This is a genomic window from Streptomyces sp. NPDC050416 (assembly GCF_044458845.1).
Classification (GTDB): Bacteria; Actinomycetota; Actinomycetes; order Streptomycetales; family Streptomycetaceae; genus Streptomyces.
This window is the reverse complement of the sequence record NZ_JBITII010000014.1, coordinates 23,235-48,032: the sequence shown is the minus strand read 5'-3', so window position 1 is coordinate 48,032 and position 24,798 is coordinate 23,235. Positions and strand designations below refer to the sequence as shown.

Annotated in this window: 22 protein-coding genes, 6 tRNA genes and 1 riboswitch; of the genes, 15 read left to right on the top strand and 13 right to left on the bottom strand. The window is 70.8% G+C overall.

The features are described from left to right. Window positions 1-31 precede the first annotated feature (31 nt). Together ACIBL4_RS34540 and bldC are read left to right on the top strand one after the other, a co-directional pair. Window positions 32-877, top strand: coding sequence for a hypothetical protein (locus ACIBL4_RS34540; protein WP_399415727.1), 846 nt, complete (start codon window positions 32-34; stop codon window positions 875-877). Between the two features lie 608 nt (window positions 878-1,485). After that, window positions 1,486-1,692, top strand: coding sequence for a developmental transcriptional regulator BldC (gene bldC, locus ACIBL4_RS34535; protein WP_003949541.1), 207 nt, complete (start codon window positions 1,486-1,488; stop codon window positions 1,690-1,692). A 462-nt stretch (window positions 1,693-2,154) separates the two neighbouring features. Here bldC and ACIBL4_RS34530 read toward each other — a convergent pair whose 3' ends face one another. The 8 genes from ACIBL4_RS34530 to ACIBL4_RS34495 form a co-directional block, all read right to left on the bottom strand. Then, the gene (locus ACIBL4_RS34530; RefSeq protein ID WP_399415726.1) at window positions 2,155-2,343 is read right to left on the bottom strand and encodes a DUF6274 family protein; all 189 of its coding nucleotides are present in this window, start codon (window positions 2,341-2,343) and stop codon (window positions 2,155-2,157) included. A gap of 211 nt (window positions 2,344-2,554) precedes the next feature. Next, window positions 2,555-2,629: transfer RNA gene (locus ACIBL4_RS34525), tRNA-Asp, on the bottom strand. Window positions 2,630-2,722: 93 nt separating this feature from the next. Then, window positions 2,723-6,691 carry an ATP-dependent RNA helicase HrpA gene (gene hrpA, locus ACIBL4_RS34520; protein WP_399415724.1) on the bottom strand — a complete coding sequence of 1,323 codons (3,969 nt, stop codon included), beginning with the start codon at window positions 6,689-6,691 and terminating at the stop codon, window positions 2,723-2,725. Window positions 6,692-6,727: 36 nt separating this feature from the next. Then, complete coding sequence (locus ACIBL4_RS34515) at window positions 6,728-7,168, bottom strand: hypothetical protein (protein WP_399415723.1); 441 nt, start codon at window positions 7,166-7,168, stop codon at window positions 6,728-6,730. 123 nt (window positions 7,169-7,291) lie between these two features. Beyond that, window positions 7,292-7,365 (bottom strand) — tRNA-Phe (locus ACIBL4_RS34510). A 24-nt stretch (window positions 7,366-7,389) separates the two neighbouring features. After that, window positions 7,390-7,464, bottom strand: a tRNA-Asp gene (locus ACIBL4_RS34505). 37 nt (window positions 7,465-7,501) lie between these two features. Further along, window positions 7,502-7,574 (bottom strand) — tRNA-Glu (locus ACIBL4_RS34500). A gap of 79 nt (window positions 7,575-7,653) precedes the next feature. After that, window positions 7,654-9,228 (bottom strand): metallophosphoesterase, encoded by a 1,575-nt coding sequence (locus tag ACIBL4_RS34495; RefSeq protein WP_399415722.1) that lies wholly within the window; start codon window positions 9,226-9,228, stop codon window positions 7,654-7,656. A gap of 83 nt (window positions 9,229-9,311) precedes the next feature. On the opposite strand from ACIBL4_RS34495, the gene ACIBL4_RS34490 reads away from it, so the two are divergent. The 5 genes from ACIBL4_RS34490 (at window position 9,312) to ACIBL4_RS34470 (ending at window position 13,635) form a co-directional block, all read left to right on the top strand. Further along, window positions 9,312-9,662: a metallopeptidase family protein gene (locus ACIBL4_RS34490; RefSeq protein WP_059420586.1), complete on the top strand. Its 351-nt coding sequence runs from the start codon at window positions 9,312-9,314 to the stop codon at window positions 9,660-9,662. Window positions 9,663-9,749: 87 nt separating this feature from the next. Further along, window positions 9,750-10,286 (top strand): hypothetical protein, encoded by a 537-nt coding sequence (locus tag ACIBL4_RS34485; protein WP_399415721.1) that lies wholly within the window; start codon window positions 9,750-9,752, stop codon window positions 10,284-10,286. 333 nt (window positions 10,287-10,619) lie between these two features. Next, window positions 10,620-12,737, top strand: a complete 2,118-nt coding sequence (locus tag ACIBL4_RS34480; protein ID WP_399415720.1) for a DEAD/DEAH box helicase — start codon at window positions 10,620-10,622, stop codon at window positions 12,735-12,737. A gap of 157 nt (window positions 12,738-12,894) precedes the next feature. After that, a tRNA-Lys gene (locus ACIBL4_RS34475) sits at window positions 12,895-12,967 on the top strand. A gap of 209 nt (window positions 12,968-13,176) precedes the next feature. Further along, the gene (locus ACIBL4_RS34470; RefSeq protein ID WP_399415719.1) at window positions 13,177-13,635 is read left to right on the top strand and encodes a MarR family winged helix-turn-helix transcriptional regulator; all 459 of its coding nucleotides are present in this window, start codon (window positions 13,177-13,179) and stop codon (window positions 13,633-13,635) included. A 20-nt stretch (window positions 13,636-13,655) separates the two neighbouring features. Here ACIBL4_RS34470 and ACIBL4_RS34465 read toward each other — a convergent pair whose 3' ends face one another. Together ACIBL4_RS34465 and ACIBL4_RS34460 are read right to left on the bottom strand one after the other, a co-directional pair. Continuing rightward, window positions 13,656-14,516 carry an RNA polymerase sigma factor SigF gene (locus ACIBL4_RS34465; protein WP_399415718.1) on the bottom strand — a complete coding sequence of 287 codons (861 nt, stop codon included), beginning with the start codon at window positions 14,514-14,516 and terminating at the stop codon, window positions 13,656-13,658. Window positions 14,517-14,845: 329 nt separating this feature from the next. Beyond that, window positions 14,846-15,340, bottom strand: coding sequence for a MarR family transcriptional regulator (locus ACIBL4_RS34460; RefSeq protein ID WP_399415717.1), 495 nt, complete (start codon window positions 15,338-15,340; stop codon window positions 14,846-14,848). Window positions 15,341-15,494: 154 nt separating this feature from the next. Between ACIBL4_RS34460 and ACIBL4_RS34455 the strand changes: the two genes are divergently transcribed. The 5 genes from ACIBL4_RS34455 to ACIBL4_RS34435 all read left to right on the top strand — a co-directional run bounded on the left by ACIBL4_RS34455 (window position 15,495) and on the right by ACIBL4_RS34435 (window position 19,696). Next, entirely contained in the window at window positions 15,495-16,673 is a 1,179-nt protein-coding gene (locus tag ACIBL4_RS34455) for a PP2C family protein-serine/threonine phosphatase (RefSeq protein ID WP_399415716.1), read from the top strand. Window positions 16,674-16,813: 140 nt separating this feature from the next. Further along, window positions 16,814-17,713, top strand: coding sequence for an STAS domain-containing protein (locus ACIBL4_RS34450; RefSeq protein ID WP_399415715.1), 900 nt, complete (start codon window positions 16,814-16,816; stop codon window positions 17,711-17,713). Between the two features lie 83 nt (window positions 17,714-17,796). Next, complete coding sequence (locus ACIBL4_RS34445; RefSeq protein WP_399415892.1) at window positions 17,797-18,183, top strand: STAS domain-containing protein; 387 nt, start codon at window positions 17,797-17,799, stop codon at window positions 18,181-18,183. Continuing rightward, entirely contained in the window at window positions 18,183-18,626 is a 444-nt protein-coding gene (locus ACIBL4_RS34440; protein ID WP_356928503.1) for an anti-sigma regulatory factor, read from the top strand. The genes ACIBL4_RS34445 and ACIBL4_RS34440 overlap by 1 nt, the downstream gene beginning before the upstream one ends. Then, window positions 18,626-19,696 (top strand): SpoIIE family protein phosphatase, encoded by a 1,071-nt coding sequence (locus ACIBL4_RS34435; RefSeq protein ID WP_399415714.1) that lies wholly within the window; start codon window positions 18,626-18,628, stop codon window positions 19,694-19,696. Before ACIBL4_RS34440 ends, ACIBL4_RS34435 begins: the two co-directional genes overlap by 1 nt. 68 nt (window positions 19,697-19,764) lie before the next feature. Here the strand turns inward: ACIBL4_RS34435 and ACIBL4_RS34430 are convergent, their stop codons facing one another. The 3 genes from ACIBL4_RS34430 to ACIBL4_RS34420 form a co-directional block, all read right to left on the bottom strand. Beyond that, a complete protein-coding gene (locus ACIBL4_RS34430; RefSeq protein ID WP_399415713.1) occupies window positions 19,765-20,343 on the bottom strand; it encodes a MarR family winged helix-turn-helix transcriptional regulator in 579 nt (192 codons plus the stop codon). Window positions 20,344-20,442: 99 nt separating this feature from the next. Then, the gene (ribA, locus tag ACIBL4_RS34425; protein ID WP_399415712.1) at window positions 20,443-21,084 is read right to left on the bottom strand and encodes a GTP cyclohydrolase II; all 642 of its coding nucleotides are present in this window, start codon (window positions 21,082-21,084) and stop codon (window positions 20,443-20,445) included. Window positions 21,085-21,250: 166 nt separating this feature from the next. Beyond that, window positions 21,251-21,766, bottom strand: coding sequence for a MarR family winged helix-turn-helix transcriptional regulator (locus ACIBL4_RS34420; RefSeq protein ID WP_399415711.1), 516 nt, complete (start codon window positions 21,764-21,766; stop codon window positions 21,251-21,253). 105 nt (window positions 21,767-21,871) lie between these two features. Here ACIBL4_RS34420 and ACIBL4_RS34415 point away from each other — a divergent pair, with 105 nt between their 5' ends. The 3 genes from ACIBL4_RS34415 to ACIBL4_RS34405 all read left to right on the top strand — a co-directional run bounded on the left by ACIBL4_RS34415 (window position 21,872) and on the right by ACIBL4_RS34405 (window position 24,762). Continuing rightward, window positions 21,872-23,032, top strand: a complete 1,161-nt coding sequence (locus tag ACIBL4_RS34415; RefSeq protein WP_399415710.1) for a dihydrofolate reductase family protein — start codon at window positions 21,872-21,874, stop codon at window positions 23,030-23,032. Between the two features lie 157 nt (window positions 23,033-23,189). Then, window positions 23,190-23,263, top strand: a tRNA-Met gene (locus ACIBL4_RS34410). A 299-nt stretch (window positions 23,264-23,562) separates the two neighbouring features. Continuing rightward, a riboswitch (cyclic di-AMP (ydaO/yuaA leader) is annotated at window positions 23,563-23,719 on the top strand. 11 nt (window positions 23,720-23,730) lie between these two features. Next, window positions 23,731-24,762 (top strand): M23 family metallopeptidase, encoded by a 1,032-nt coding sequence (locus ACIBL4_RS34405; RefSeq protein WP_399415709.1) that lies wholly within the window; start codon window positions 23,731-23,733, stop codon window positions 24,760-24,762. The last annotated feature ends 36 nt before the right edge of the window (window positions 24,763-24,798 follow it).

The window sequence follows — 24,798 nt, the reverse complement described above, 5'->3', positions numbered from 1 at the left end:
TTCGCGACGATGGGCGGGGGAGGGAGCAGGCGTGCCCAAGGTGTCCTCGGTGATCGTCCCCTACGCGACCTATCTGCGCGTGTACGAACCGCTGGCCGCCTTCGCGGAGCCGGAGCGCAGCCACTGGGCCCGCTACGCCCGCCGTCCGGACCGTCCCTCGTACCAGGACGAACTCCGCCGCGCTCTGGCCGACTTGGCGCCCACTCCGCCGGTCCTGGTGCCGGTGCACGAGAGCGAGGACGCCTTCGTGCTGGAGGTCGACGGTGTCGTGTGCGTCTGCCCCTGGCGCACCCGGCTGCGCGGCTGGCAGGCCCTGGAGGAGCTCTCCGAGGAGCTCCCGCCGCCCGTCCTGGACGCGGTCCTGCCGCCCTTCCTGCGCCACCAGGCGGCCCAGGACTACGAGCGCTGGCTGGTGGAGAACCCGGACGCCCGGCCGTGGATCCGTACGGCGACCTGGCAGGTGCCGATCAGCTGGTTCGTGCTGGTCACCGACGAGGAGCGCGAGTACGACAAGGGCGACAGCGACGACAGCCCGCCGGTGCTGCGCTACCGCACGCCCATGGTCCAGGCCCGGCGGCGGGTGGCCCGGGGCCTGCGGGCCCTGAAGGAGGCCATGGACGAGGGGCCGCTGATCGACGGCCTGGTGGACGTCGGGCGCTGGCTGGAGGAGTTCCACCCGCGCTCGCTCGTGGAGCTGGACTACGGCGGCCTGGTGCACGCCGTGCCGGCCGGGACGCTCGAGGACGACCACTCGGCGGCGGACGTGGCCGAGGGGATCGCCGCGCTGCGCCGGGGCGACGGGGCGGCCGCCGGGGAGGCGTACGCCCGGCTGGTGACCCGGTGGCGTTCCGTACGGGATCTTCGGTCGGCGAACTGACCGCCGACCCGACCCCTGACCTTCCGTTCCTACGGACCGCTCGCGACCGGTCACGAACAGGCGTTTGACGTACCGCCCGTTTTGGGGTTACGTCCTCGCACCGACGTTGCTGAAGTGCGCTCTGCGTCTACTGACGCCTTGTCAACAACGGACGTAGGTTCCGATCCGGGCGTACCGCTCAAGTAGGCCAAACGTGACGGACTGCACGTACATGGCCCTTGCGCCCCTTGCCCCTCCTCATGCCAAAATAGGACAAGGAGTCCGGGGGGCTCCTTCCGTCCCGATGTGCTGCATTGTGGGCGGAATCTCAGCATTGCACGCTTTGGGGGGTCTGGTGACTCCTGATCGCCCTGTGACTGATCGTCACAGCGGCGTGACTGTCCGCTATGGCATGGTCCATCGGCTTCCGTCGCTGATGAACACCTGGGAGGGCAATTCCATCGGTTTGGCCGACGCGGCTGGACAGATGGTGTAGTTGTAGTGCCGAGGACAAGCCGTTCGTCCTATAACCGACTCGACTCGCGTCCGCCATTTCGGGCAACGCGGGTCAAGGTGCAGAATTTAGAGGAAAGAACCGAGAAGGTTCGGTTCTCCCGAGGAGGCCGCTCATGACCGCTCGCACCCCTGATGCCGAGCCGCTGCTGACCCCGGCTGAGGTCGCCACCATGTTCCGTGTCGACCCCAAGACGGTCACGCGGTGGGCGAAGGCCGGCAAGCTCACGTCGATCCGCACGCTCGGCGGGCATCGCCGCTACCGCGAGGCCGAGGTCCGCGCTCTGCTCGCGGGCATTCCGCAGCAGCGCAGCGAGGCCTGAACAACTGAATAACCGGGCAAACCGGCTGGTCCCCCATCAGCCGTGACGTCCGGAACCACAGCTCCAAGCGACGCGGGTCCTGCCCCAACAGGCCCCAGGCCCACGCCAGTCAGAGTTCTCCAGGCATACAACAGGGTGCGTCGTCGATCGCGCTGGACTCCGCCGGGTCCAGCGCGATCTTTTTTGTGCGCCGGCTGTCGGACTCGTGGCCCGTCTGTGAGCGGCCTTGTCGGAGTCTGGGGAGGGGTGTCGGGTCTCCTGTGTGCGGCACCGTCGAAGGGGTGCAATTGCACATATTAAATTGACCCTTTGTAGGTGGAGGGTAAGTACCGCACTTTTCAAAACTCATGCGGTGACACCCGTCACATACCGAGCGGCTTGTTAGCTCCGCTCCGGGTGCGGTAGTGGAACCGTTCGGCTCCAGCAGTCCGTGTGCGAACGGGTGTTGAGGTCGGCCTCCGGTCAGGCTCGCGCCGGGCTCTCGTTCTCGACGGCCCCCTGGGAGGCCTGGGCGGACTGGGCGGACTCCATGGCCAGCCGCAGCAGGTGATGGCAGATCGGACAGTGGCGAGTGAGATGCCGGTACGACGACGCGGCCGCCAGGTGCGCACGGAGCAGGGCCCGCGTCTCGTGCCTAGCCGATGCCGCCATACGCCACCTCCGGAAGGCCGAACGGGGAACGGCCCTGGTTTCTGGGTACCGAGGGATTGAGAGGCCGTCAAGACGGCGTGAGAGCCCGCGAGGGGGCCTGGCGCAGGCCAGGGGCGCATGGACGCACAAAGAAAGAGCCCGGATCCGATGATCCGGGCTCTCTCACGAAGAAGGGCCCGCGCCCCTTGCGGGGTGCGGGCCCTTCTCACTGCGGTCCTGACGGGATTTGAACCCGCGGCCTCCACCTTGACAGGGTGGCGAGCACTCCAAACTGCTCCACAGGACCAGGTTTCGCGGCGCGATTCGTGCGTTGCGCTGCGAGAAGAGACTCTACAGGAGGGTGGGGTCCTGGTCGAACTCACCCTGCGTGTGCCACCCGTTACGGCACCGCCGCGTCGATCGCCTTCACGATCCGCTTGTCGGAGACGGGGTACGCCGTGCCCAGCGCGTGGGCGAAGTAGCTGACCCGGAGTTCCTCGATCATCCAGCGGATGTCCAGGACCGACGACGGCACGGGCCGCCCCTGCGGCATCTGCTCCAGGAGCCAGGCGTACTCGTCCTGCATCTCGTGGACCTTCTGCATCCGTGTGGTGTCCCGCTGGACGTTCGTCGGCATCTGCTGCAGACGCCGGTCCGCGGCCACCAGGTAGCGCATCAGGTCCGGCATGCGACGCAGACCCGCCTCGGTCACGAAGCCGGGCTTCACGAGGCCGTCCAGCTGCTTGCGCACGTCCTGGAGGTTCGGCAGCAGCGCGGGGCTGCGTACGGCCTTCAGGCGGCGTTCACAGGCCTGCCAGGCGGCCAGGACCTGCTGCACCTGCCCCACCGTGCGGACGGTCGTGTCGACGATCTCGGCGCGCACCTTGTCGTACAGCTTCCGGTACGACTCCTCGTCCCACGCCGGCCCGCCGAAGTCCGCGATCAGCTTGTCGGCGGCCGCCATCGCGCAGTCGTCGAACAGCGCCTGGATGGAGCCGTGCGGATTCGCGGACAGCGCCAGCTTCTGCGGGTTCGTCAGCTTCTCGGAGGCGAACTTCGCCGGGTTCACCGGGATGTTGCGCAGGATCAGGCGGCGGGTTCCCTTCCACATGGCCTGCTGCTGCTCGGCCTCCGTGTCGAAGAGGCGCACGGAGACCGTGTCGCCGTCGTCGACCAGCGCCGGGTAGGCCTTCACCGGCTGGCCGGCCCGCCGGGTCTCGAACACACGGGTGAGCGTGGCGATCGTCCAGTCCGTGAGGCCCTTGCGCTCCAGGGACTCGCCGCCCTGGCGCTCCGCGGTGGCCGCTGCCGCCTGGGAGAGGGCCTTGCGGGCCTTCGGCCGGAGCCTGAGCTTCAGCGCCTCCAGGTCCTTGTCCTCGGCGAGCTTGCGGCGCCGTTCGTCGACGATCCGGAAGGTGATCTTCAGGTGGTCGGGGACCTTTGACCAGTCGAAGTCCTCGGCGTCGAAGGGGACTCCCACCATGAGCCGCAGCTCGCGGGCCATGGTCGTGGTGAGGGGCTCCTGAAGGGGGACCGCCTTGTCCAGGAAGGCCTTCGCGTAGTTCGGCGCGGGCACGTAGTTGCGGCGGATCGGCTTGGGCAGGGACCGGATGAGCTCCGTGACGAGCTCCTCCCTGAGGCCCGGGATCTGCCAGTCGAAGCCCTCGTCCGTGACCTGGTTGAGGACCTGGAGCGGGATGTGGACGGTCACGCCGTCGGCGTCCGCGCCCGGCTCGAACTGGTACGTCACCCGGAACTTGAGGTTGCCCTGGCGCCAGGTGTCCGGGTAGTCGTCCTTGGTGACCTCGCTCGCCTTCTCGTTGATGAGCATCTCGCGCTCGAAGTCGAGGAGGTCGGGCTGTTCGTGCCGCTTGTGCTTCCACCAGGAGTCGAAGTGGGCGCCGGATACGACGTGTTCGGGGATCCGCTGGTCGTAGAAGTCGAACAGCGTCTCGTCGTCGACGAGGATGTCCCGGCGCCGGGCCCGGTGCTCCAACTCCTCGACCTCGGTGAGGAGTCGGCGGTTGTCCGAGAAGAACTTGTGGTGCGTGCGCCAGTCGCCCTCGACGAGCGCGTTCCGGATGAACAGCTCGCGGCTGACCTCCGGGTCGATCCGGCCGTAGTTGACCTTCCGCTGCGCCACGATCGGCACGCCGTAGAGCGTGACCTTCTCGTACGCCATCACCGCGGCCTGGTCCTTCTCCCAGTGCGGTTCGCTGTACGTGCGTTTGAGGAGGTGGCCGGCGAGGGGTTCGACCCACTCGGGCTCGATCTTGGCGTTGACGCGGGCCCAGAGGCGGGACGTCTCGACGAGCTCGGCGGACATCACGAAGCGCGGGGGCTTCTTGAAGAGGGCCGAGCCGGGGAAGATCGCGAACTTGGCGTTGCGGGCGCCCAGGTACTCGTTCTTCCCGGTGTTCCTCCCGCCCTCCCCTCCGGCGTCCTTCACGTCTTTCATGCCGATGTGGGAGAGCAGGCCCGCGAGGAGGGAGACGTGGATGCGGTCGGCCGGGGCGTCGTCCTCGTTGAGGTGGATGCCCATCTGCTTCGCGACCGTGCGCAACTGGCTGTAGATGTCCTGCCATTCGCGGACGCGAAGGAAGTTGAGGTACTCCTGCTTGCACATCCGGCGGAAGGAGGACGAGCCGCGCTCCTTCTGCTGCTCGCGGACGTAGCGCCAGAGGTTGAGGTAGGCCAGGAAGTCGCTGGTCTCGTCCTTGAAGCGGGCGTGCTGCTGGTCGGCCTGGGTCTGTTTGTCTGCGGGGCGCTCGCGCGGGTCCTGGATGGACAGCGCGGCGGCTATGACCATGACCTCGCGCACGCAGCCGTTCTTGTCCGCCTCCAGGACCATGCGGGCCAGCCGCGGGTCGACGGGCAGCTGGGCGAGCTTGCGGCCCGTGTCCGTGAGTCGCTTGCGGGGGTCCTTCTGCGCCGGGTCGAGGGCGCCCAGTTCCTGGAGGAGCTGCACGCCGTCGCGGATGTTGCGGTGGTCCGGCGGGTCGATGAAGGGGAACTTCTCGATGTCGCCGAGGCCGGCCGCGGTCATCTGGAGGATGACGGAGGCGAGGTTCGTCCGGAGGATCTCCGCGTCCGTGAACTCCGGGCGGGCGTTGAAGTCGTCCTCGCTGTAGAGGCGGATGCAGATGCCGTCGCTGGTACGGCCGCAGCGGCCCTTGCGCTGGTTGGCACTGGCCTGGGACACCGGCTCGATGGGGAGGCGCTGGACCTTTGTGCGGTGGCTGTAGCGCGAGATGCGGGCGAAGCCCGGGTCGATGACGTACTTGATGCCCGGGACCGTGAGGGACGTCTCGGCGACGTTCGTGGCCAGAACGATCCTGCGTCCGGTGTGCGGCTGGAAGACGCGGTGCTGCTCGGCGTGGGAGAGCCGGGCGTAGAGGGGCAGGATCTCCGTGAAGCGGTAGTTCTTCTTGGTCAGGGCGTCGGCCGTGTCGCGGATCTCCCGCTCGCCGGAGAGAAAGACCAGGATGTCGCCCTTGCCCTCCTTCTGGAGCTCCTCCACCGCGTCGATGATCGCGGTGATCTGGTCGCGGTCGGCGTCGTCGCCGTCCTCCTCCAGGAGCGGCCGGTAGCGGACCTCCACGGGGTACGTACGGCCGCTGACCTCGACGATCGGGGCGTCGCCGAAGTGCCGGGAGAAGCGCTCCGGGTCGATGGTGGCCGAGGTGATGACGACCTTGAGGTCGGGGCGCTTCGGCAGCAGCTGGGCGAGGTAGCCCAGCAGGAAGTCGATGTTGAGGGACCGCTCGTGGGCCTCGTCGATGATGATCGTGTCGTAGGCGCGCAGCTCGCGGTCGGTCTGGATCTCGGCGAGCAGGATGCCGTCCGTCATGAGCTTGACGAAGGTGGCGTCCGGGTCGACCTGGTCGGTGAAGCGGACCTTCCAGCCGACGGCTCCGCCCAGCGGGGTGTCCAGCTCCTCCGCCACGCGCTCGGCGACGGTGCGGGCGGCGATACGGCGGGGCTGGGTGTGCCCGATCATGCCGCGGACCCCGCGGCCGAGCTCCATGCAGATCTTCGGGATCTGCGTGGTCTTCCCGGAACCGGTCTCACCGGCGACGATCACGACCTGGTGGTCGCGGATGGCGTCGGCGATCTCGTCCTTCTTCTGGCTGACCGGCAGCTGCTCGGGATATGTGATCTCGGGTACGCCGGCGCGGCGCCCGGCCATCCGCTCCTCGGCCTTGGCGACCTCCGCCTCGATCTCGGCCAGCACGGCGGCGCGGGCCTCCGGCTTACGGATCTTGCGCGCACCTTCGAGCCTGCGCCCGAGCCGGTGCGCGTCGCGCAGGGAGAGCTCGGTCAGGCGGGAGGCGAGAGCGCCGAGGGCGGGGGCGGATTGCGTAGACATACGGGATCCAGGATCTCATCCCCGGGAAATTCGTGGCTAACGCTTTTGGTCGCGGGGGTCGGGACGGGTGCCGCCGCCTGTGTCGACGGCGTCGACGATGCGGCGGATGCGCTCCTGCTCGGCCGCTTCGTCTGCCGGGTTGTAGTGCCGCACCTGATCCGACCAGCGGTCGTGGTCGTATCCGTCGCAGTGGTTGAAATCGGCGGCTGTGCTCCGCAGACGCTGCCACTCGCGCACTATCGCCGCACGCTGCCAGGCCTCGGGCTGCTTCACCCTGAGCAGCGAGTGAAGGAAGCCGGCCGAGTCGGAGACCAGGATGAGGAGCGACCGCATCGCAAAGGAGATCTCGCCGGTCGGGCCGACCTCGTCGTACACGCGTCCCAGATGGGTGTTGAGGAAGGTCTCCAAAGCCGTGACGTCCTCGTGCGTCAGGTCTTCGGCATAGAGGAAACCGTGCGTGGAGGACGGGTTCGTCATGCGGTGGGCACCTCCTGGAATGCCGGAACGAAAGCCGTGGGCGTGCCGGTGGGCGTAGGCGACACGAAAGAGCCCCTCTCCAGAGTTAGTGGAGAGGGGCTCAAGCCCTGGTGAGGGCTGCGGTGGCTGGGGCCGGGGTCGAACCGGCGACCTTCCGCTTTTCAGGCGGACGCTCGTACCAACTGAGCTACCCAGCCACGAGGTTTCACGTGAAACCTCAGCGGTCCTGACGGGATTTGAACCCGCGGCCTCCACCTTGACAGGGTGGCGAGCACTCCAAACTGCTCCACAGGACCAAGCGTGTCGTACGACAGTGTCGCACAGGGTGGTGCGTGCCCCCAACGGGATTCGAACCCGTGCTACCGCCTTGAAAGGGCGGCGTCCTAGGCCGCTAGACGATGAGGGCTATCGGCCCGCCTGGGCGCTTCTCAGCGCGTCGGGGACGTGAGAAGCATATGGGATGGCGGAGCTATCGCCAAAACGGTTTAGGGGGAGGCGGAGGGAGTGCCTTCCGACGGGGTGCTCGGGGACGGGCTCGCGCCCGGCTGGTTCTCCTCCGGGAGGTGGCGGCTGACCTCGGCCGTCGTGAGGCCGAGGCCGCCCAGTTCGATCTCGTCCCAGGCCTGGAGATGACGGGTGTCCCGGTCGAAGTACAGGATCGACGCCTCGATGGGGTCCGGGTGCTTGCCCTCGATGGCGCGCAGGCCGCTGCCGCCCGTGGAGCCCTCGATACGGAGCCGGGTGCCGTACTTCAGGATTTCCATCTCGTCGTGGTGGAGGTGGCCGGCCAGCACCAGTGGCACCTCGCCGTCGACCTCGCGGGCCGCCGACGGCTCGTGGGCGATGGCGATGTCCACCGGGCTGCCGGCCGTGCGCTGGTCGCGCAGGGCCGTGGCCAGGCGGGCGCCCGCCAGCTCCTGGGACTGCTGGTTGCCGGGCTGCTTCGAGCGGTCCGGAGTGAACTGGGGGTCGCCGATGCCCGCGAAGCGCAGTCCCTTGATCGTCTTGGCCCGGCCGTCGTCCAGGACGTGGACGTTCTTCAGGCCCCCCAGATAGCGCTGCGTGATCATCGAGTCGTGGTTGCCGCGGACCCAGACGTAGGGCGCCCCGAGGTCTTCGATGGGGTCCAGGAAGCCGTTCTCGGCGGCGGTGCCGTGGTCCATCGTGTCGCCCGAGTCGACGATCACATCCACCTTGTACTGCTCCACCAGCGAGGCGATGATCTTCCAGCTCGCCGGGTTCAGATGGATGTCGGAGACGTGCAGGACCCGGATGGTCGAGGGGTCGGGCGCGTAGGCCGGGAGGGTCGAGGTGGCGTCGTAGAGCTTGGTGACGTTGGTGACGAGGCGGGCCAATTCCTTCTGGTAGACATCGAATTCGGTGACGATGCTGCGCGCGTTGCCGACCAGGGAGGGGGCCGAGGTGAGCAGCCCGGAGAACTTGGGTTCCAGGACGGAGTCGGGGCGCCAGGTGGCGTACGCCGTGCCGCCCGAGGCGGCGAGGAGGGCGAGCGCGAGGCCGCCGGCCGCCAGGGCGCGGCGGGGGCGGCGGTAGACCGCGAGGCCGAGCGCGGTGGCGCCGCCGACGACCGCGACGCTCGAGCGGACGGCCAGGTCGAGGGTGCCGCGTCCGACGTCCTCGGTGACCTCGTCCTGAAGCCCGGAGAGCCGCTCGGGGTGGTCGACCAGGGCCTGGGAGCGCTCCGGGTCGAGCTGGTCGACGTTCACGTCCAGGCGGACGGGGGCGATGTGGCTGTCCAGCTGGAGGGCGCCCAGGGGCGAGATGTTGATCTTGGTGCCGCCGGTGAAGGAGGGTCGCAGCGTCATGGTGGTGTTCATGGGGCCGACCGGGACCCGGACATTGCCCACGACGAGCAGGCCCAGCCAGGCGCCGAGGAGGACGACGGCCACGAGTCCCACCGCACGGGTCCACGGGTGCGGCTGCGGCACGAGTTCGATCGTGGCCGGGGCCTGCCGGGAGCGGTAGCGGCGGGCGAGGGTGCGCGGGGCCTTGCGGATCGGGTTCAGGACACTCAGGACTGCGGCGGGGACGCGGGCCATTGGTCCCGTATGCCCAAGTCCCGGGCAGGATATGCGACGCCGGAAGGCTCTCGTACCGCCCGGTCGTGGCCGACAATGGGCCTGTGCTGGAGATGACGCGCGAGGAGTTCGAGGAGCTGGTCGCCGAGGCGCTCGACCGGATCCCGCCGGAGTTGACGCGACTGATGGACAACGTCGCGGTGTTCGTCGAGGACGATCCGCCCTCGGACGATCCCGAGCTGCTCGGGCTCTACGAGGGGACTCCGCTGACCGACCGGGGCGAGTGGTACGCCGGTGTGCTGCCGGACCGCATCACCATCTACCGGAATCCGACCTTGCGGATGTGCGAGTCGCGGGAGGACGTCGTCGCCGAGACGGAGATCACAGTGGTGCACGAGATCGCCCACCACTTCGGCATCGACGACGCGCGCCTTCACGCCCTGGGTTACGGCTGAGCGGGTTGTGAATACGGGGCGCGTGTCCTCTTGTGGGCGGCGGGAGTTGGAGATGTTGACTCCCTCACCCTTCCCGGAGGTGGCCCCGTGCGCCCCTTGTACGTTCCCGTCCGCCTGGCCGCCACGGTCGTGGCCGTCGCCGCTGCCGCCGGCTGTATGAGCGTCGGCGACGACGACGCGGGAGGGAGCGCCAGGCCGTCGCACTCCGCCGGGCGGCGCGGCGGGGAGGCCGACGGCGGGTCCGCGGCGGCGGGCGGCGGTACCGGGTTCGGTGCGGCGGCGGCCGACGGCGAGCGCGGGCACGGCAAGGGCAAGAAGGGGAAGAAGGGCAAGGGCGGCGGGGCGGGGGGACAGGCGTCTCCGGGCGTGTCGCCGTCCGCCGTGGTGAGCGCGTCCGCGCCCGGGCGCGACAAGCCGGGGAAGCCGGTCAAGCCCACGCCGAAGCCGCCGGCTCAGCCGACGCCCACCCGGACGGCCGAACCCGAGCCCGCGCCGACGCCGACCGAGGTGACGACATCGCCGGAGCCGACGGACAAGCCGGAGCCGTCGTCGTCGGCACACGAACCGCCGGGGCCGCAGCTGGGGCAGCGGGAGCCGGCACCGGAGGCGGGGGCACCGGCGTAGCCCTGCCGGCCGGTGCCGCCGGGCGGGCACCATCGGGCGGGAACAATTCCGGGAGGCGGTCGGTTGGCAGACCACGGGAGGTTCTCCGGGCCACTGGCCGGCGGAGCGTCCCAACTGTCTCCTGCGGAGTCCGGTTTGCCTTGAGGGGCCCGGAGTGCGTATGGTGGCAGATCGTTTGATCCCATCTTGCCCGGCGCCACCGCAGAGCGCGCCGTGTGGCGCGTACTCTCTCCCTTGCCGTGGTGGACCGCATTGAGGCGGTCGTATTGCGAATCGCGAATCACGGAGTTGACGGGCGCGTGCCGACGAGACTCCGGAAGGTTTCGCATTCGCATGTCCATCGCCAGTACTGATCACGTCGTCGTGCCCGAGAACGAGGCAGTCGAGGACGCCCCCGAGGTCACTTTCGCCGACCTCGGTCTCCCCGAGGGCGTCGTCCGCAAGCTCGCGCAGAACGGCGTGACCACCCCCTTCCCGATCCAGACCGCGACCATCCCGGACGCCCTGCTCGGCAAGGACATCCTCGGCCGGGGCCGCACCGGCTCCGGCAAGACCCTCTCCTTCGGTCTGCCCGCCCTGGCGACGCTGGCCGGCGGCCGCACCGAGAAGCACAAGCCGCGCGCCGTCATCCTCACGCCGACGCGTGAGCTCGCCATGCAGGTCGCCGACGCGCTCCAGCCCTACGGCGACGTCCTCGGCCTCAAGATGAAGGTCGTCTGCGGCGGTACGTCCATGGGCAACCAGATCTACGCCCTGGAGCGGGGCGTCGACGTCCTGGTCGCCACGCCGGGCCGGCTGCGCGACATCATCAACCGCGGCGCCTGCTCGCTGGAGAACGTGCAGATCGCCGTTCTCGACGAGGCCGACCAGATGTCCGACCTGGGCTTCATGCCCGAGGTGACGGAGCTGCTGGACCAGATCCCCGCGGGCGGCCAGCGGATGCTGTTCTCCGCGACCATGGAGAACGAGATCAAGACCCTCGTCGACCGGTACCTGAACAACCCGGTCAGCCACGAGGTCGACGCCGCCCAGGGCGCCGTGACGACCATGTCGCACCACATCCTCATCGTGAAGCCCAAGGACAAGGCGCCGGTCACCGCGGCCATCGCCTCCCGCAAGGGCCGCACGATCATCTTCGTCCGGACCCAGCTGGGCGCCGACCGCGTCGCCGAGCAGCTGCGCGACTCCGGTGTGAAGGCCGACGCGCTGCACGGCGGCATGACGCAGGGCGCGCGGACGCGGACCCTGGCCGACTTCAAGGACGGGTACGTCAACGTGCTCGTCGCCACCGATGTCGCGGCGCGCGGCATCCACGTCGACGGCATCGACCTGGTGCTGAACGTGGACCCGGCCGGCGACCACAAGGACTACCTGCACCGTGCCGGCCGTACCGCCCGCGCCGGGCGCACGGGCACGGTCGTGTCGCTCTCCCTGCCGCACCAGCGGCGGCAGATCTTCCGGCTGATGGAGGACGCGGGCGTCGACGCCACGCGCCACATCATCCAGGGCGCCGGCGCCTTCGACCCCGAGGTCGCCGAGATCACCGGCGCCCGGTCGATGACCGAGGTCCAGGCCGAGTCCGTGGGCAACGCCGCGCAGCAGGCCGAGCGTGAGGTAGCCCAGCTCACCAAGGAGCTGGAGCGGGCGCAGCGGCGTGCGAACGAGCTGCGCGAGGAGTCCGACCGGCTGCTCGCGCGGGTCGCGCGGGAGCGGGGCGAGGAGCCCCAGGCGGCGGTGTCCGGGGAGTCCGCGGAGGTTCCGGCCGGCGTCGAGCTGTCGGTGCCGGAGCAGCGGACCGCGCAGGATGTGGAGCGCGCCGAGGCTTCCTCCGCGCCGTACGAGCGTCGGGAGCGGCGCGAGGAGCGCGGCGGGGCCGGGCGTGACCGGTACGCCGACCGGGACCGGTCCTTCGACCGCGACCGCGGTGGCCGCTCCTCCGACCGTCGTGACGACCGTGGCGGGCGTTCGTTCGAGCGTCGTGACGATCGCGGCGGGTTCAACCGTGACCGGGACAGGGATCGCGACCGTGGTGGTCGTTCCTTCGACCGCGACCGTGACCGTGGCGGTTTTCGCCGGGACGACCGGGGCGACCGCGGTGAGCGCGGCGGCTTCCGTCGTGACGACCGTGGTGGTCGCTCCTTCGAGCGTCGTGACGACCGTGGCGGCAGCCGTTCGTTCGAGCGTCGTGACGACCGCGGCGGGCGTCCGTTCGAGCGTCGTGACGACCGCGGCGGCTTCCGCCGGGACGAGCGCACGGGACACCGCGGCAGCGACCGTCCCTTCAACCGTGACCGCCGGGACGACCGTCCGGGCTTCCGCGCCGGCGGGCACGACCGTCCCGGGCACGACCGTCCCGGGCACGACCGTCCGCAGGGCCGGCGTGACGACCACCGCGGCGGTGGTTCCTTCCAGCGCCGCGAGGACAAGCCGCGCTGGAAGCGCAACGGCTGACATCGACGCGTGACGAGCGCCGTGGCCCCCGTCCCAACGGGGCCACGGCGTTCCGCCGTTCCGGAGGGGGTTTTCACACCTCCGGCACGGCCGGGTCACCGATACCCGATCGGAGACTCGGCCTCGTCCGGCTATGCTCGTGGGGGCAACATCGCCTGGGCCCTTAGCTCAATTGGCAGAGCAGTGGACTTTTAATCCATTGGTTGTGGGTTCGAGTCCCACAGGGCCTACCGAAGGCGGGTGGGGAAACATCCCCCGGCCTGCTGCGCGGCGCCCGGGTCGGCTTCGGCCGGCTCGGGCGCCGCTGTGTTTTCCGGTGAGGTGCCGAGGCGGGCCGCCACCTCGCCCGTCGCCCGCCGAAGGTCCTTGACCTCAAGCGAGGTTGAGTTTCTACGGTCGGTCGGGTCGAAGTAGCCCAGACCAAGCGGGAGGACCTGCCGTGGAGTACTCACACAGCGATGCCGAACTGATCAAGCAGCCCATCGGCTACTGGAGCTGGGCCGCCTACAAGGCTGTCGTCAGCCGCACCCGGGCCGCCCTCGCGGGGATCGGCACCACACAGCCGCAGTGGTGGGTCCTCGCCCAGGTCGCACGAGCCGACCGTGCCAAAACCCGGCACGAGGTGTCCCGCCTCCTCGAGAACTACCTCGACACGGGCTCGGAAACCATGGAGCGGGAGATCGACGCCACCATCGCCCAGGGCTGGATCACCGAGGACTCCGAGGGGCGCCTGGCCCTCACGGAGGAGGGCAGGGCGTTCTACGACAAGGCCGCGGCGCTCCAGGACGAGCTGTGGGCGGAACGGCACGCGGGCATCTCCGACGAGGAGTACCTGACGACCCTCAAGGTGCTGCAGCGGTTCATCCACAACACGGGCGGCCGCGCCTGGCACCACTAGGGCGTGTCCCGCGTGTCCCCCTAGCCCGTCGCCAGCATCCCCGAGCGCAGGCGGGCCACCGTCCGGGAGATCAGGCGGGAGACGTGCATCTGGGAGATGCCGAGGCGCTGGCCGATGTCCGCCTGGGTGAGTTCCTCGACGAAGCGGAGGTGGAGGATGAGGCGCTGGCGCTCGTCGAGTTCGGCGACCAGGGGGGCCAGCGCGTGGAAGTTCTCGACGAGTTCGAGGGCCGGGTCCTCCTCGCCGATGAACTCGGAGAGCGTGCTGTCGCTGTCCTCCGAGTCGCCGGTGACCGCGGCGTCCAGGGACGAGGAGACGTAGCCGTTCGCCGCGACCTGGGCCTCGACGACCTCCTCCTCCGAGAGGTTCATCAGCGCCGCCAGCTCTCCGACCTTGGGCGCGCGGCCGAGGCGGGAGGCCAGTTCCTCGGTGGCCTTGGCGAGCTCCGTACGGGCCTCCTGAAGGCGGCGCGGCACATGCACGGCCCAGGACGTGTCGCGGAAGAACCGCTTGATCTCGCCGATGATGTACGGCACCGCGAAGCTGGTGAACTGCACCTCGCGGGAGACCTCGAACCGGTCGATGGCCTTGATCAGCCCGATGACGCCGACCTGGACGACGTCCTCCATGGACTGGCCGCTCGCACGGAACCGGCGGGCCGCAAACCGCACCAGCGACATGTTCATCTCGATGAGCGTGTTGCGCGCGTACTGGTGTTCGGGAGTGCCCTCCTCCAGCTCGGCGAGCCGCTCCAGGAACTGCCCGGTCAGCTCGCGCGCGTCCTGCGGGGCCAGCTTCTGCGGCTCGGCGATCTGCGGCAGCTCCTCACCGGTGTCGGTGCCGGAATCCGTCGTCGTGCCGATGCGCGTGGTCGCCGTCACGGGCCCTCCCTCGTCGTCCGGCCCGCTCTCGTCCCCCGTCAGGCCACCTCCAGGCCGCTACCCGCGGTCGCCCGGCTCATGCCCCGTGTTCTGCCCGCCGAGACGTTGACCACAGTCGGTGCAGGTCGGGGCGGTGACGGGGTACCCGCACGGTCGGCTCACGGTACGGGCAGGAAGGCGGGGCGGTGCGGCACGGAGGAGTTGGCGACGGGACACGTGGGGCGGACAGTTGTCGTTTGACAACTATAGTCGTGGGACAACAATCTAGCCGTGACGTGTGGGCGCGGGGGAGGATCCGGAATGTTCGTCCCGGTGCCACGACGGGCGGTTCAGGCAGTGCGGGTACCGGACGCGGTGGAGTCGTCGGTGTCGTCGTGTATCTGGGCCGCGGCCGCGTCGCAGAACGCCTCCAGCCCTTGCAGCAGCGCGACCCGCTTGGCGGCGGGCATCTGGTCGAGCACCGCGCGCAGCGTCTGCTCCCGGCGGACGCGCAGGTCGGCCAGGAAGGCGCGGCCCCGCCCGCTGAGGTGCAGCTGCACCTCGCGCCGGTCCGCCGCGCTCACCACGCGTTCGACGAACCCGGCCGCCTGGAGCCGGTCGCACAGCCGGCTGGTGGAGGGCGGGGTGGAGGCGAGGGAGTCGGCGAGGGTGCGCAGGTTGATGCCTTCGTGGTGCTCCAGGATGAGCAGCACGCGCAGCTGGGACGCCGAGGCGGGTGCCGTGGAGGCCCGGCCCCAGAGGACTTCCAGCAACTCCGCGGCCGTGGAGGTCACACGTGCGACCTCTGCTGGCTCAGGGCGGGGTCGGAGGGAAGTCACAGTCACACTCTCGCAGGCACCGGGATGGCCGTCAGCGTACTAGGCGTGCCGCGACCCAGGGCCGTCACCGGCCCCCCGGCCCGAGGGCCGTGTCCGAGGACCCCGGAGATGTCCGGAGTGATGTCCGACGAGGATCAAGGATTGGGCTTCGACCATCGTGATGACGATCGTGAACAGACTCGTCGCCGCCGAGCGCGCCCTGCGCACGGCGGCGCCCCACCAACTGCTGGACGCGGTCCGTCGTGTACTGACCGATCAGTACGCGGCGGACTCCGTCGAGTTGTACCTGGCCGACTACGGACTGACGGCGCTTCAGCCGGTGTCCGTGCTGCCGCACACCATGCAGCCGGTGTCCGTCGCCAACAGCCCGGCGGGCCGGGCCTTCGGCGCGCAGGAGCCGTACGTGGAAACGCTCCCGGGTGACCCGGCCGGCGGGGTGCGCGTGCATCTGCCGGTCACCGTGCGCGGCGACCGCCTCGGCGTGCTGACGGTGACCCTGCCGGGCGGCGAGCACGCCGACGGCCGCATCGGCGAACTGGCCGAGATCGCCGAGGTGCTCGGGCACGAGATCGTCGTGGCCGAGCGGGACACCGACCTCTACCTCCAGGCACGCCGCAGGGACCGGCTCACGCTGGCCGCCGAGATGCAGTGGCAGCTGCTGCCGGGCCGCTCCTGCGTCCGTCCCGAGTACGAGCTGGGCGCCCAGCTGGAACCGGCGTACGCGGTCTTCGGCGACAACTTCGACTGGTCCGCCACGGCCGACCGGCTCAGTCTCTACGTCACCAACGGCATGGGCGAGGGCATAGAGGCGTCCCTGCTGACGAACCTGGCGATCAACGCCCTGCGCAACGCGCGCCGGGCCGGTCTCCCGCTCGCCGACCAGGCGGCCCTGGCCGACCAGGCGGTGTACGCCCACTACCGGGGCCGCTGCTACCTGTCCGTGCTCATGCTGGACATCGAGCTGGCCACCGGGCGGGTCCGGGCGGTGGACGCCGGTTCCCCGCGACTGCTGCGGCTGCGCCGGGGCGTGGTGGAGCGGGTGCCCTTCGATGCCCAGCTGCCGCTCGGCATGTTCGAGGAGACCGACTACGTGGCCCAGGAGTTCACGGTCGAGCCCGGCGACCGGCTGGTCTTCGTCAGCGACGGGGTGTACGACGTCGCCTCCCCGGGCGGTGAGGCCTACGGGGACGCGGCCCTGGCCCGGGCGATCCAGTCGACCCGGCTGCTCCCGGCCGCCGAGGTCCCCCGGGCCGTCCTGCGCGAACTGTCCGGCCACCGCGGCAGGTCCGTCCCGGACGACGACGCCCTGGTGGTGTGCCTGGACTGGCGTGGGCGGTGAGTGCGGGGGCAGACGCAGGTCAGGAGGTGTGGATGAGCGGCTGTTTGGCGGGGCCGCACGACGGCCCTAATGTTTGTCATACGGCAAGTAACGGCTGAGGCGCCGTAGCGCGACCCGGGCCGTGCAAGGGAGCGATGCAAGTGTCGGTGTCGGAAGAGAACGCGGAACGAGAGCCGGCCGCGCAGCGGGTGAGTGCCTTCCTCGAACGGCGCCGGGAGCAGGTCGCCCAACGGTGGGCGGACGCGGCGCTGTTCCGCACGGTCTTCACCGTGTCCCGCGACGAGGCGGTGGAGGCGGGCAGGTCCGTGGCGGCGGCCCTGGCCGCGGTGGCGGCCGCCGGGCGGCTGGACGACATCCGTGCCTCCGGATTCGCGGCGGTGCGCGACCAGTTGGGCCGGATGGCGGCCTCCCGCGCCCGCATGGGCATCGACACGGACGGGCTCGCCGACGAGGTGGCCGCCCTGCGCGAACCGGTGACGGAGCTGCTGCGCGCCGAGTTCCCCGACCCGCACGCCCCCGAGGCCCAGGAGTGCGTGCTGGCGCTCACCGTGCTGATGGGCACGCTGCGTCTGGTCGTACTGGAGACGACGGTCAGCGCGGGCGAGGAGGTGATCGCACGGCAGCGCGAGCAACTGCACGAAGTCGCCACCCCGGTGATCAAACTCTGGGAGAGCACCGTCGCCGTACCGCTGATCGGGACGCTGGACAGCGCGCGCAGCCAGGTGGTCATGGAGAGCCTGCTGAACGCGATCGTCGCCGAGCGCGCCCGGTTCGCCATCCTCGACATCACCGGCGTGCCCACGGTCGACTCGCTGGTCGCCCAGCACCTGATGAAGACGGTGGCCGCGGCGCGGCTGATGGGCGCCGAGTGCATCGTCTCCGGCATCCGGCCCGCGATCGCGCAGACGATCGTCCAGCTGGGCATCGACCTCGGTACGGTGCTCACCCGCGCGAGCCTGGCGGACGCCCTGGCCTACGCGCTCGGCCGGCAGGGCGTCGAGATCGCGCCACTCCGGCCGGCCGACGCGGGCACGCGATGACGGGCCCCTCGGGGAACGGGCCCGCGGGATCCGGGCCCCCGGTCGCCGTGTCCTCGGGCGCCGGGCCGTCGGTCGCCGGGCCCATGGGCGGGCACGGCTTCACGGTTCCGGTCCTCCGGCTGGGGGACGTCCTGCTGGTCACCCTCCAGGGTGAACTGCACGACGGGATGGCCGAGCAGCTCCAGCAGGACATCACCGACCGCATCGCGCGCACCCGGGTGACCGGCGTGGTCATCGACATCTCCGGCGTGGACATCGTCGACTCCTTCCTGGGGCGGGTCCTCGCCGAGATCGCCGCCGGAGCCGGACTGCTGGCCGCCCGTACGGTGCTGGCCGGGATGCGCCCCGCGGTGGCGATCACCCTGGTCGAGCTGGGGCTCACCCTGCCCGGACTGCGGACGGCCCTGGACGTCGAACGCGCGATGGAGCTGCTCACCGCGGGTGAGCGGCAGGGCGAGGGGAGTCCGTGATGCGGGCCTCCCGCCATGCCGCCCCGGCCAGCCTGCCGATCGGCTCGGACGCCGACCTGGCCTGGGTACGGCAGCAGGTCCGGCAGGCCGCCGCCGAGCTCGGTTTCGGACTGGTGCAGCAGACCAAGCTCGTCACCGCCGCCAGCGAGCTGGCCCGCAACACCCTCGTCCACGGCGGGGGTGGCCATGTGGAGATCACCCCGCTGGAGACCGGGCCGTCGCCCGGTCTGCGGCTGGCCTTCGTCGACCACGGACCCGGCATCCGCGACCTGGACCGGGCGATGACCGACGGCTACACCAGCGGCGGCGGGCTCGGACTCGGCCTGAGCGGGGCCAAGCGGCTGGTCCAGGAGTTCGAGGTGGACAGCCGGCCCGGTGAGGGGACCACCGTCACCGTCACCGCCTGGGCCACGGTCGTGCCGTCGGCCCGGCCGGGGTCGTGATGAGCAGGGTGTGGGACGTGCCGGTCGACGACTCGACCCGGGTGCGGGACGTCCGGGTCGCGGCCGAGGCGGCCGGCGCGTGCGCCGGGCTCGGCCCGCACCGCATCGCGACCGCCGCGCTGGTGGCGACGGAGCTGGCGACCAACCTGGTGCGGCACGCGGACGGCGGGTACGTCCTCATCAACCTCGTCGAGAGCGCACCCGCCGACGGCCGGCGCCTGTCCGTGCAGCTCGTCGCGCTCGACCACGGCCCGGGCATCCCGGACGTCGCGGCGGCGATGCGCGACGGCTACACGACCGCGGCTTCCCTGGGCGCCGGCCTCGGTACGTGCCGGCGCATAGCGAACGACTTCGACCTGCACAGTGCCCCCGGCCGGGGCACCGTGGCCATGGCCCGTATCGACCATGAACCCCCCGCCGACCGGTATCGGGCGGCCCCGCGGGGTCCGCGCGCCGGTGGCGTGAACGTCCCCCTCGGCCGTGCCGAGTACTCCGGTGACGCCTGGAGCCGGGTCCGCACCGGTGACCGCCTGACCCTCCTGCTCGCCGACGGGCTCGGTCACGGACCCAAGGCCGCGGAGGCGTCGGGCGCCGCCGTGGACGCGCTGCGCGACGTGGCCGACCGGCCGCCCGCCGAGATGCTGCGGCATCTGGGCCGGTCCCTGCGCCGCACCCGGGGTGCGGCCGTCGCTGTGGCCCAACTGGATCTCGGGTCGGGGCGGTTGCACTTCGCCGGGATCGGCAACGTCGGCGCCCGGCTGCGCACCGACGGCAGCTGGAAGGCGATGCTGTCCCAGCCCGGCATCGTGGGCGCGCAGGCCCCGGCGTCCGTGTCCGTGCAGCGAGAGCCGTGGCAGGACGACAGCCTGCTGGTCCTGCACAGCGACGGCCTGCCCGGCCGCTGGACGCCCCCCGACGACACCGTGCTCCTCGGCTGCGACCCGGCGGTGGTGGCCGCGGTGGTCCTCCGCGACGCGGGCAGCGCGGCCCGCCCGGTGCGGGACGACACATGTGTGGCGGTGCTGGGCGGGGGCGAGGGCGGCGGGAGCCGTCACGGCTCGGGGGGTTGAGGGGCGGACCTGCCCTTGTTTTTGCGGCGCTACGGCGTCCTGTTTACGGCGCTACGGGCGTTACGGCGTTACGTCCCACCGGGCGGGTCGGTCCCGGGAGGAGGGCCGGCCGCGTCAGGTCCGGCGTCCCGCTCTGCCCCGTCGACGCGCGGGATCCCCGCGCCCCGTGCCGCAAGGAACCCCAGCAAGCCCCGGCTCAGCGCCACCCGTTCCGCCGGTTCCATCGCCGCCAGCGCCGTGGTCAGGGCACGTGTCCGGCGGTCGGCGACGTCGCCCAGGACGTGCTGCCCGTGCGTGGTGAGCCACAGCTGCACCTCGCGTCGGGTGTCCGGGTGCGGGGCGCGTTCCAGGAGCCCGGCCGCCGCCAGGCGGTCGCAGAGGCGGCTGGCGGTGGGGAGGCCGATGTCCAGCTGGTCCGCCAGGGCCGTCAGGTTCAGGCCGGGCGCCGCCTCCAGGGTGCGCAGCGCCCGCAGCTGGTGCAGGGACAGCCGCAGTGCAGCCTCCTGGGCGGCGACCGACCACAGGGCCGTCAGGCTCTCCACGGCATCGGCTATCTGTGCCGCGACGGCCTCCGGGCCATCGCCCGGTCCCCTCGCCCGGGGGTCGCCGGGGCCGCCGAGATCGGTCACGAAACGGTCACTTTCCATAAGCTCCGGGTACTGCAGAGGTCGCCCTCTTTCAAAGGCTGTACCCGATGAGCCGAGGGGCAAGCCGCCCCGTTCACGCACCCGGCCGGGCCGGGAGGCTCAGCCCGCGCTGAGCCCCGTCAGCGCGACGAGCGGCAGCGTGTGCTGGGTCTGGAGGACCTTCGCGCGCAGGTACCGGACGTTGTGCGCGGTGGTGAAGACGCCCGTGGGGACGCGGTCGCGGACGGCCACGCCCAGGTCGCGCAGCTGGGCGGCCTTGTCGGGGTTGTTGGAGAGCAGGTCGAGCTCGCCGACGCCCAGGGCCCGGAGCATCTGGGCCGCCGCCGTGTAGTCGCGGGCGTCCTCCGGCAGCCCCAGGGCCGCGTTCGCCTCGTAGGTGTCGAGGCCCTCGTCCTGGAGGGCGTACGCGTCGAGCTTGTTGTAGAGGCCGATGCCCCGGCCCTCCTGGCGGAGGTAGAGGAGCACGCCGCCGCGCTCGGCGATGCGCTCGACGGCCTCGCGCAGCTGCGGGCCGCAGTCGCAGCGGGCCGAGCCGAACACGTCCCCGGTCAGGCACTCGGAGTGCAGCCGCACCAGCGGAACCGGACCGGGCTCGCCCAGGACGACGGCCACGTGTTCCTGGCCGTCGGCCAGGCCGTGGAAGGTGACGACCTCGGCGTCGACCTCGTAGCCGTCGTGGAAGCGCAGCGGGACCCGGACGCGGGAGCGCGGGGTGGCGAGGACAGCGGGGGTGTCGGGCATGCGGGGCCTCCGGGTTCCGTTCCTGTTCGGCTGCACAGCCGTCGGCTTGCAGTCTGCTTCAGATTTGAAGCAGATCCACGTCCGGAACCCTACACTTGCTTTAAATTTGAAGCAATGAAAGGCGGTGAGATCGAGGTGTGTTGTGACGTGCCTCACCAAAGGCGGCTCACGAACAGGCCGTGGAGGACCTCCGTCGCCACGGCACGTCGTCCGACGCCGGCCGCGTCCCGTCCTCCTGGAGCCCCTGTGCGATCGCCGTGGAGATCTCCTCCAGTTGCTCCACCTGCTCCTCGCTGAGCCGGTCGAACAGGAAGCTCCGCACGGTCTCGACATGCCCGGGCGCTGCCCGGTCCAGTACGGCGAACCCGTCGTCCGTCAAGGCCGCGATGCTGCCCCGCTTGTCGTACCGGCAGGCCTCGCGCCGCACCATGCCGTCCTTCTCCAGCCGCGTCACCGCGTACGTCAGCCGGCTGCGCGTGATCTTCAGCCGCTCGGCGAGATCGGTCATGCGCAGCCGCCGCTCCGGGGACTCCGACAGGACCGAGAGGATGGAGTAGTACAGGTGCGGCATGCCGGCGTCCTGCTGGAGCTGCCGGTCGATCGCGTCCTCCAGGAGCAGCGAGGCGGCGATGTACGCGCGCCAGGCGCGTTGCTCCTTGGGGGTGAGCCAGCGAGTCGTCATGCACCCAGTGTAGGTTTGTTTCAAACTTGAACCAAGCCCGTCCCGTCAGTCCGCCGTCCCGTCAGTCCGCCGTCCGTCACGAGTTTCCACGAGCCGGGAGCGTCGATGCCCCACCCGTACGTCCTGCTGTCCGCCGCCGTCTCCCTCGACGGCTACCTGGACGACACCGGCCCCGAACGCCTGCTCCTGTCCAGCCCGGCCGACTTCGACCGGGTCGACGAGGTCCGGGCGTCCGTCGACGCGATCCTGATCGGCGCCGGCACCGTCCGCGCCGACAACCCGCGCCTGCTGGTCAACTCACCCGAGCGGCGCGCCGCCCGCACGGCGGCCGGCCTGCCGGAGTACCCCCTCAAGGTCACGGTCAGCGGCTCCGGCGACCTCGACCCGGCGGCACAGTTCTGGCACACCGGCGGCCAGAAGGTCCTCTACACCACCGACCAGGGCGCCGAACGCGCCCGTGCCCTCGGCCTCGCCACTGCCGATGGCACCGATGCCGCCGACGCCACCGACGTCGTCCCCCTCGGCGCCGACCTCGACTGGCGGCGGCTCCTCACCCACCTGCACGACGTCCGGGGCGTACGGCGCCTCATGGTCGAGGGCGGCGGCCTGATCCACACCCAGCTCCTCACCCAGGGCCTCGCCGACGAACTCCAGCTGGTCCTCGCCCCGCTCTTCGTCGGTGACCCCGGGGCCCCCCGCCTCTTCGGACCCGGCGGCTACCAGTCCGGCCGGCTCCGGCTGCTGGAGACCCGGCGGATAGAGGACGTGGTCCTCATGCGCTACGAGCCGACCGCTCCCGGCACCGGCCCCCTCCCCGTCGCCGCCGACCACCACTGGCTGGCCCTGGCCTGCGAACTGGCCGCGCAGTGCCCGCCGTCGGACACGGCGTTCAGCGTCGGCGCGGTGGTCGTCGCGGCCGACGGCACCGAACTGGCCCGCGGCCACTCCCGCGAGGGCGGCGACCCGCTCGTGCACGCCGAGGAGGCGGCCCTGGCCAAGCTCGACCCGGCCGACCCCAGGCTCGCCGGCGCGACGGTCTACAGCAGCCTGGAGCCCTGCGCCCGCCGGGCCTCCCGCCCCGCACCCTGCGCCCGGCTGATCCTCGACGCGGGCGTGCGACGCGTGGTCACGGCCTGGCGCGAGCCGGACACCTTCGTGGCGGACGCCGACGGCAGCGGCCTGCTGGCGGCCGGGGGAGTGGAGGTCCTCGTCCTCCCGGAGCACGAGGAGCGCGCCAAGGCCCCGAACCACCACCTGACGCCCTGAGCTCGGGCCGATCGGCCCACGGATCCTGCAGCCTGGCCGCCTCGCGGGTCGCGCTGCCTCCAGGGCCGCTACGACAGCGCGGACGGGCGACCCGGGCCGCTGAGTACCGGGTGTGCGCGAGTGGTCCCGCGGATGGCGTACACTGGAGTCACAACGACGCGGGGTGGAGCAGCTCGGTAGCTCGCTGGGCTCATAACCCAGAGGTCGCAGGTTCAAATCCTGTCCCCGCTACTGAAGGCCGAGGGCCGGAATCCGAAAGGGTTCCGGCCCTCGGTGTTTCCTGGGTTCTCCATTACTGCCGACATCACTGTCGGTGAGTGAATCACACCGCTCCGCATCACAACTGACACACCGTCAAAACCCGTGAGTCACTTGCGCAGCGGTCAACTCGCCCGTTTTAGGCCGGTCATGGCAGGTTGGTCCGCGCGAAAAAGGTTAATGATCAAGCGGAATCGCTGGAATACCCACCGCGCGTCTATTAACGTTCGATAACGCAGCGCGGTCGTCCCAGCCGTCACAGAAGGCGGCTCCGTGCGCACGCGCCGAATCCTGAAAGGGAACCGGGGAACCACCACTTGGGGTGAATCGAGCGGATGCCGCCGTGGAAGCACGGCCGGTATACGCGCGTAGGAGACCTTCCTGCTCCGAACCCGTCAGCTAACCCGGTAGGCGAGAAGGAAGGAAAGGAGTACGCCCACGTGGCGTCCAACCGGCCTGCCCCCGCGGCCCCGTCCGCGCCGAACCAGCGCGACACCGAAACCTTCGGCTACGGCGGTCACCACACCGACGAGGGCCCGTTCCAGGAATGGAACCCCACCGCGGAGTCCATCCGCCCCATCCGTGGCCGGCATCGCGTCACCAAGCAGCGCGGCGGAGGCCTCGCGCGCAGCTCCACCGTCCTCGGCGTCGGCGTCATAGCCGCCGTGGGCGCGGGCGGCATGGCCAGCGCCCAGACCGGCAAGCCGCCGGTGTCGATCTCCGTCCCGGACCTTCCCTCGGTGGGTTCCCTCATCTCGGACGACGACACCCCCGAAGGCTCCGCCACTCCGCTCAGCGACCTCGCCACGGCGTCCGCCGACACCGAGCAGGGCACCTCCGGCGCCGGTGAGGCACTGCGCGCCCGGATCATGGCGCAGGTCGAGCACCAGCAGGAACAGATCGAGACCAAGGCCGCGCAGGACGCCGCCGAAGCCGCCCGCAAGGAGGCCGCGGAGGCCGCCACCAAGGCCGAGCAGGAAGCCAAGGCCAAGGCCGCCGAAGCCAAGAAGAAGGCGGAGGAGGAGGCCCGGAAGAAGGCCGAGGCCGAGCGGCTCGCCGCCCTCGCCAAGCAGTACACGCTGCCGACCTCCGCGTACACCATCACCTCCACCTTCGGTCAGGCCGGCGCCTACTGGTCCTCCGGCTACCACACCGGCCTCGACTTCGCCGCCCCCACGGGCACGCCGATCAAGGCGGTGCACAGCGGCACCATCACCGAGGCGGGCTGGAACGGCTCGTACGGCTACAAGACCGTCCTGACCCTCGATGACGGCACGGAGATCTGGTACGCGCACCAGTCGTCCATCGGCGTCAGCGTCGGCCAGAAGGTCAGCACGGGCGACGTCATCGGCCGCGTGGGCGCGACCGGCAACGTCACCGGGGCGCATCTGCACCTCGAGGTCCACACCGGTGGCTCCAGCAACGGCATCGACCCGCTCGCGTGGCTGCGGGGCAAGGGCCTGAACGTCTGAGCGACGGCGGCGTTTCCGGTCTCGTGCGGGGTTTCG

Coding starts and splice junctions, on each gene's coding strand:
- ACIBL4_RS34415 (WP_399415710.1), top strand. CDS start 21,872: ATGCCCCACCCGTACGTCCTGCTGTCCGCCGCCGTCTCCCTCGACGGC.
- ACIBL4_RS34445 (WP_399415892.1), top strand. CDS start 17,797: ATGGGCGGGCACGGCTTCACGGTTCCGGTCCTCCGGCTGGGGGACGTC.
- ribA (WP_399415712.1), bottom strand. CDS start 21,084: ATGCCCGACACCCCCGCTGTCCTCGCCACCCCGCGCTCCCGCGTCCGG.
- ACIBL4_RS34455 (WP_399415716.1), top strand. CDS start 15,495: ATGACGATCGTGAACAGACTCGTCGCCGCCGAGCGCGCCCTGCGCACG.
- ACIBL4_RS34495 (WP_399415722.1), bottom strand. CDS start 9,228: ATGGCCCGCGTCCCCGCCGCAGTCCTGAGTGTCCTGAACCCGATCCGC.
- ACIBL4_RS34530 (WP_399415726.1), bottom strand. CDS start 2,343: ATGGCGGCATCGGCTAGGCACGAGACGCGGGCCCTGCTCCGTGCGCAC.
- ACIBL4_RS34435 (WP_399415714.1), top strand. CDS start 18,626: ATGAGCAGGGTGTGGGACGTGCCGGTCGACGACTCGACCCGGGTGCGG.
- bldC (WP_003949541.1), top strand. CDS start 1,486: ATGACCGCTCGCACCCCTGATGCCGAGCCGCTGCTGACCCCGGCTGAG.
- ACIBL4_RS34420 (WP_399415711.1), bottom strand. CDS start 21,766: ATGACGACTCGCTGGCTCACCCCCAAGGAGCAACGCGCCTGGCGCGCG.
- ACIBL4_RS34430 (WP_399415713.1), bottom strand. CDS start 20,343: ATGGAAAGTGACCGTTTCGTGACCGATCTCGGCGGCCCCGGCGACCCC.
- ACIBL4_RS34480 (WP_399415720.1), top strand. CDS start 10,620: ATGTCCATCGCCAGTACTGATCACGTCGTCGTGCCCGAGAACGAGGCA.
- ACIBL4_RS34440 (WP_356928503.1), top strand. CDS start 18,183: ATGCGGGCCTCCCGCCATGCCGCCCCGGCCAGCCTGCCGATCGGCTCG.
- ACIBL4_RS34515 (WP_399415723.1), bottom strand. CDS start 7,168: ATGACGAACCCGTCCTCCACGCACGGTTTCCTCTATGCCGAAGACCTG.
- hrpA (WP_399415724.1), bottom strand. CDS start 6,691: ATGTCTACGCAATCCGCCCCCGCCCTCGGCGCTCTCGCCTCCCGCCTG.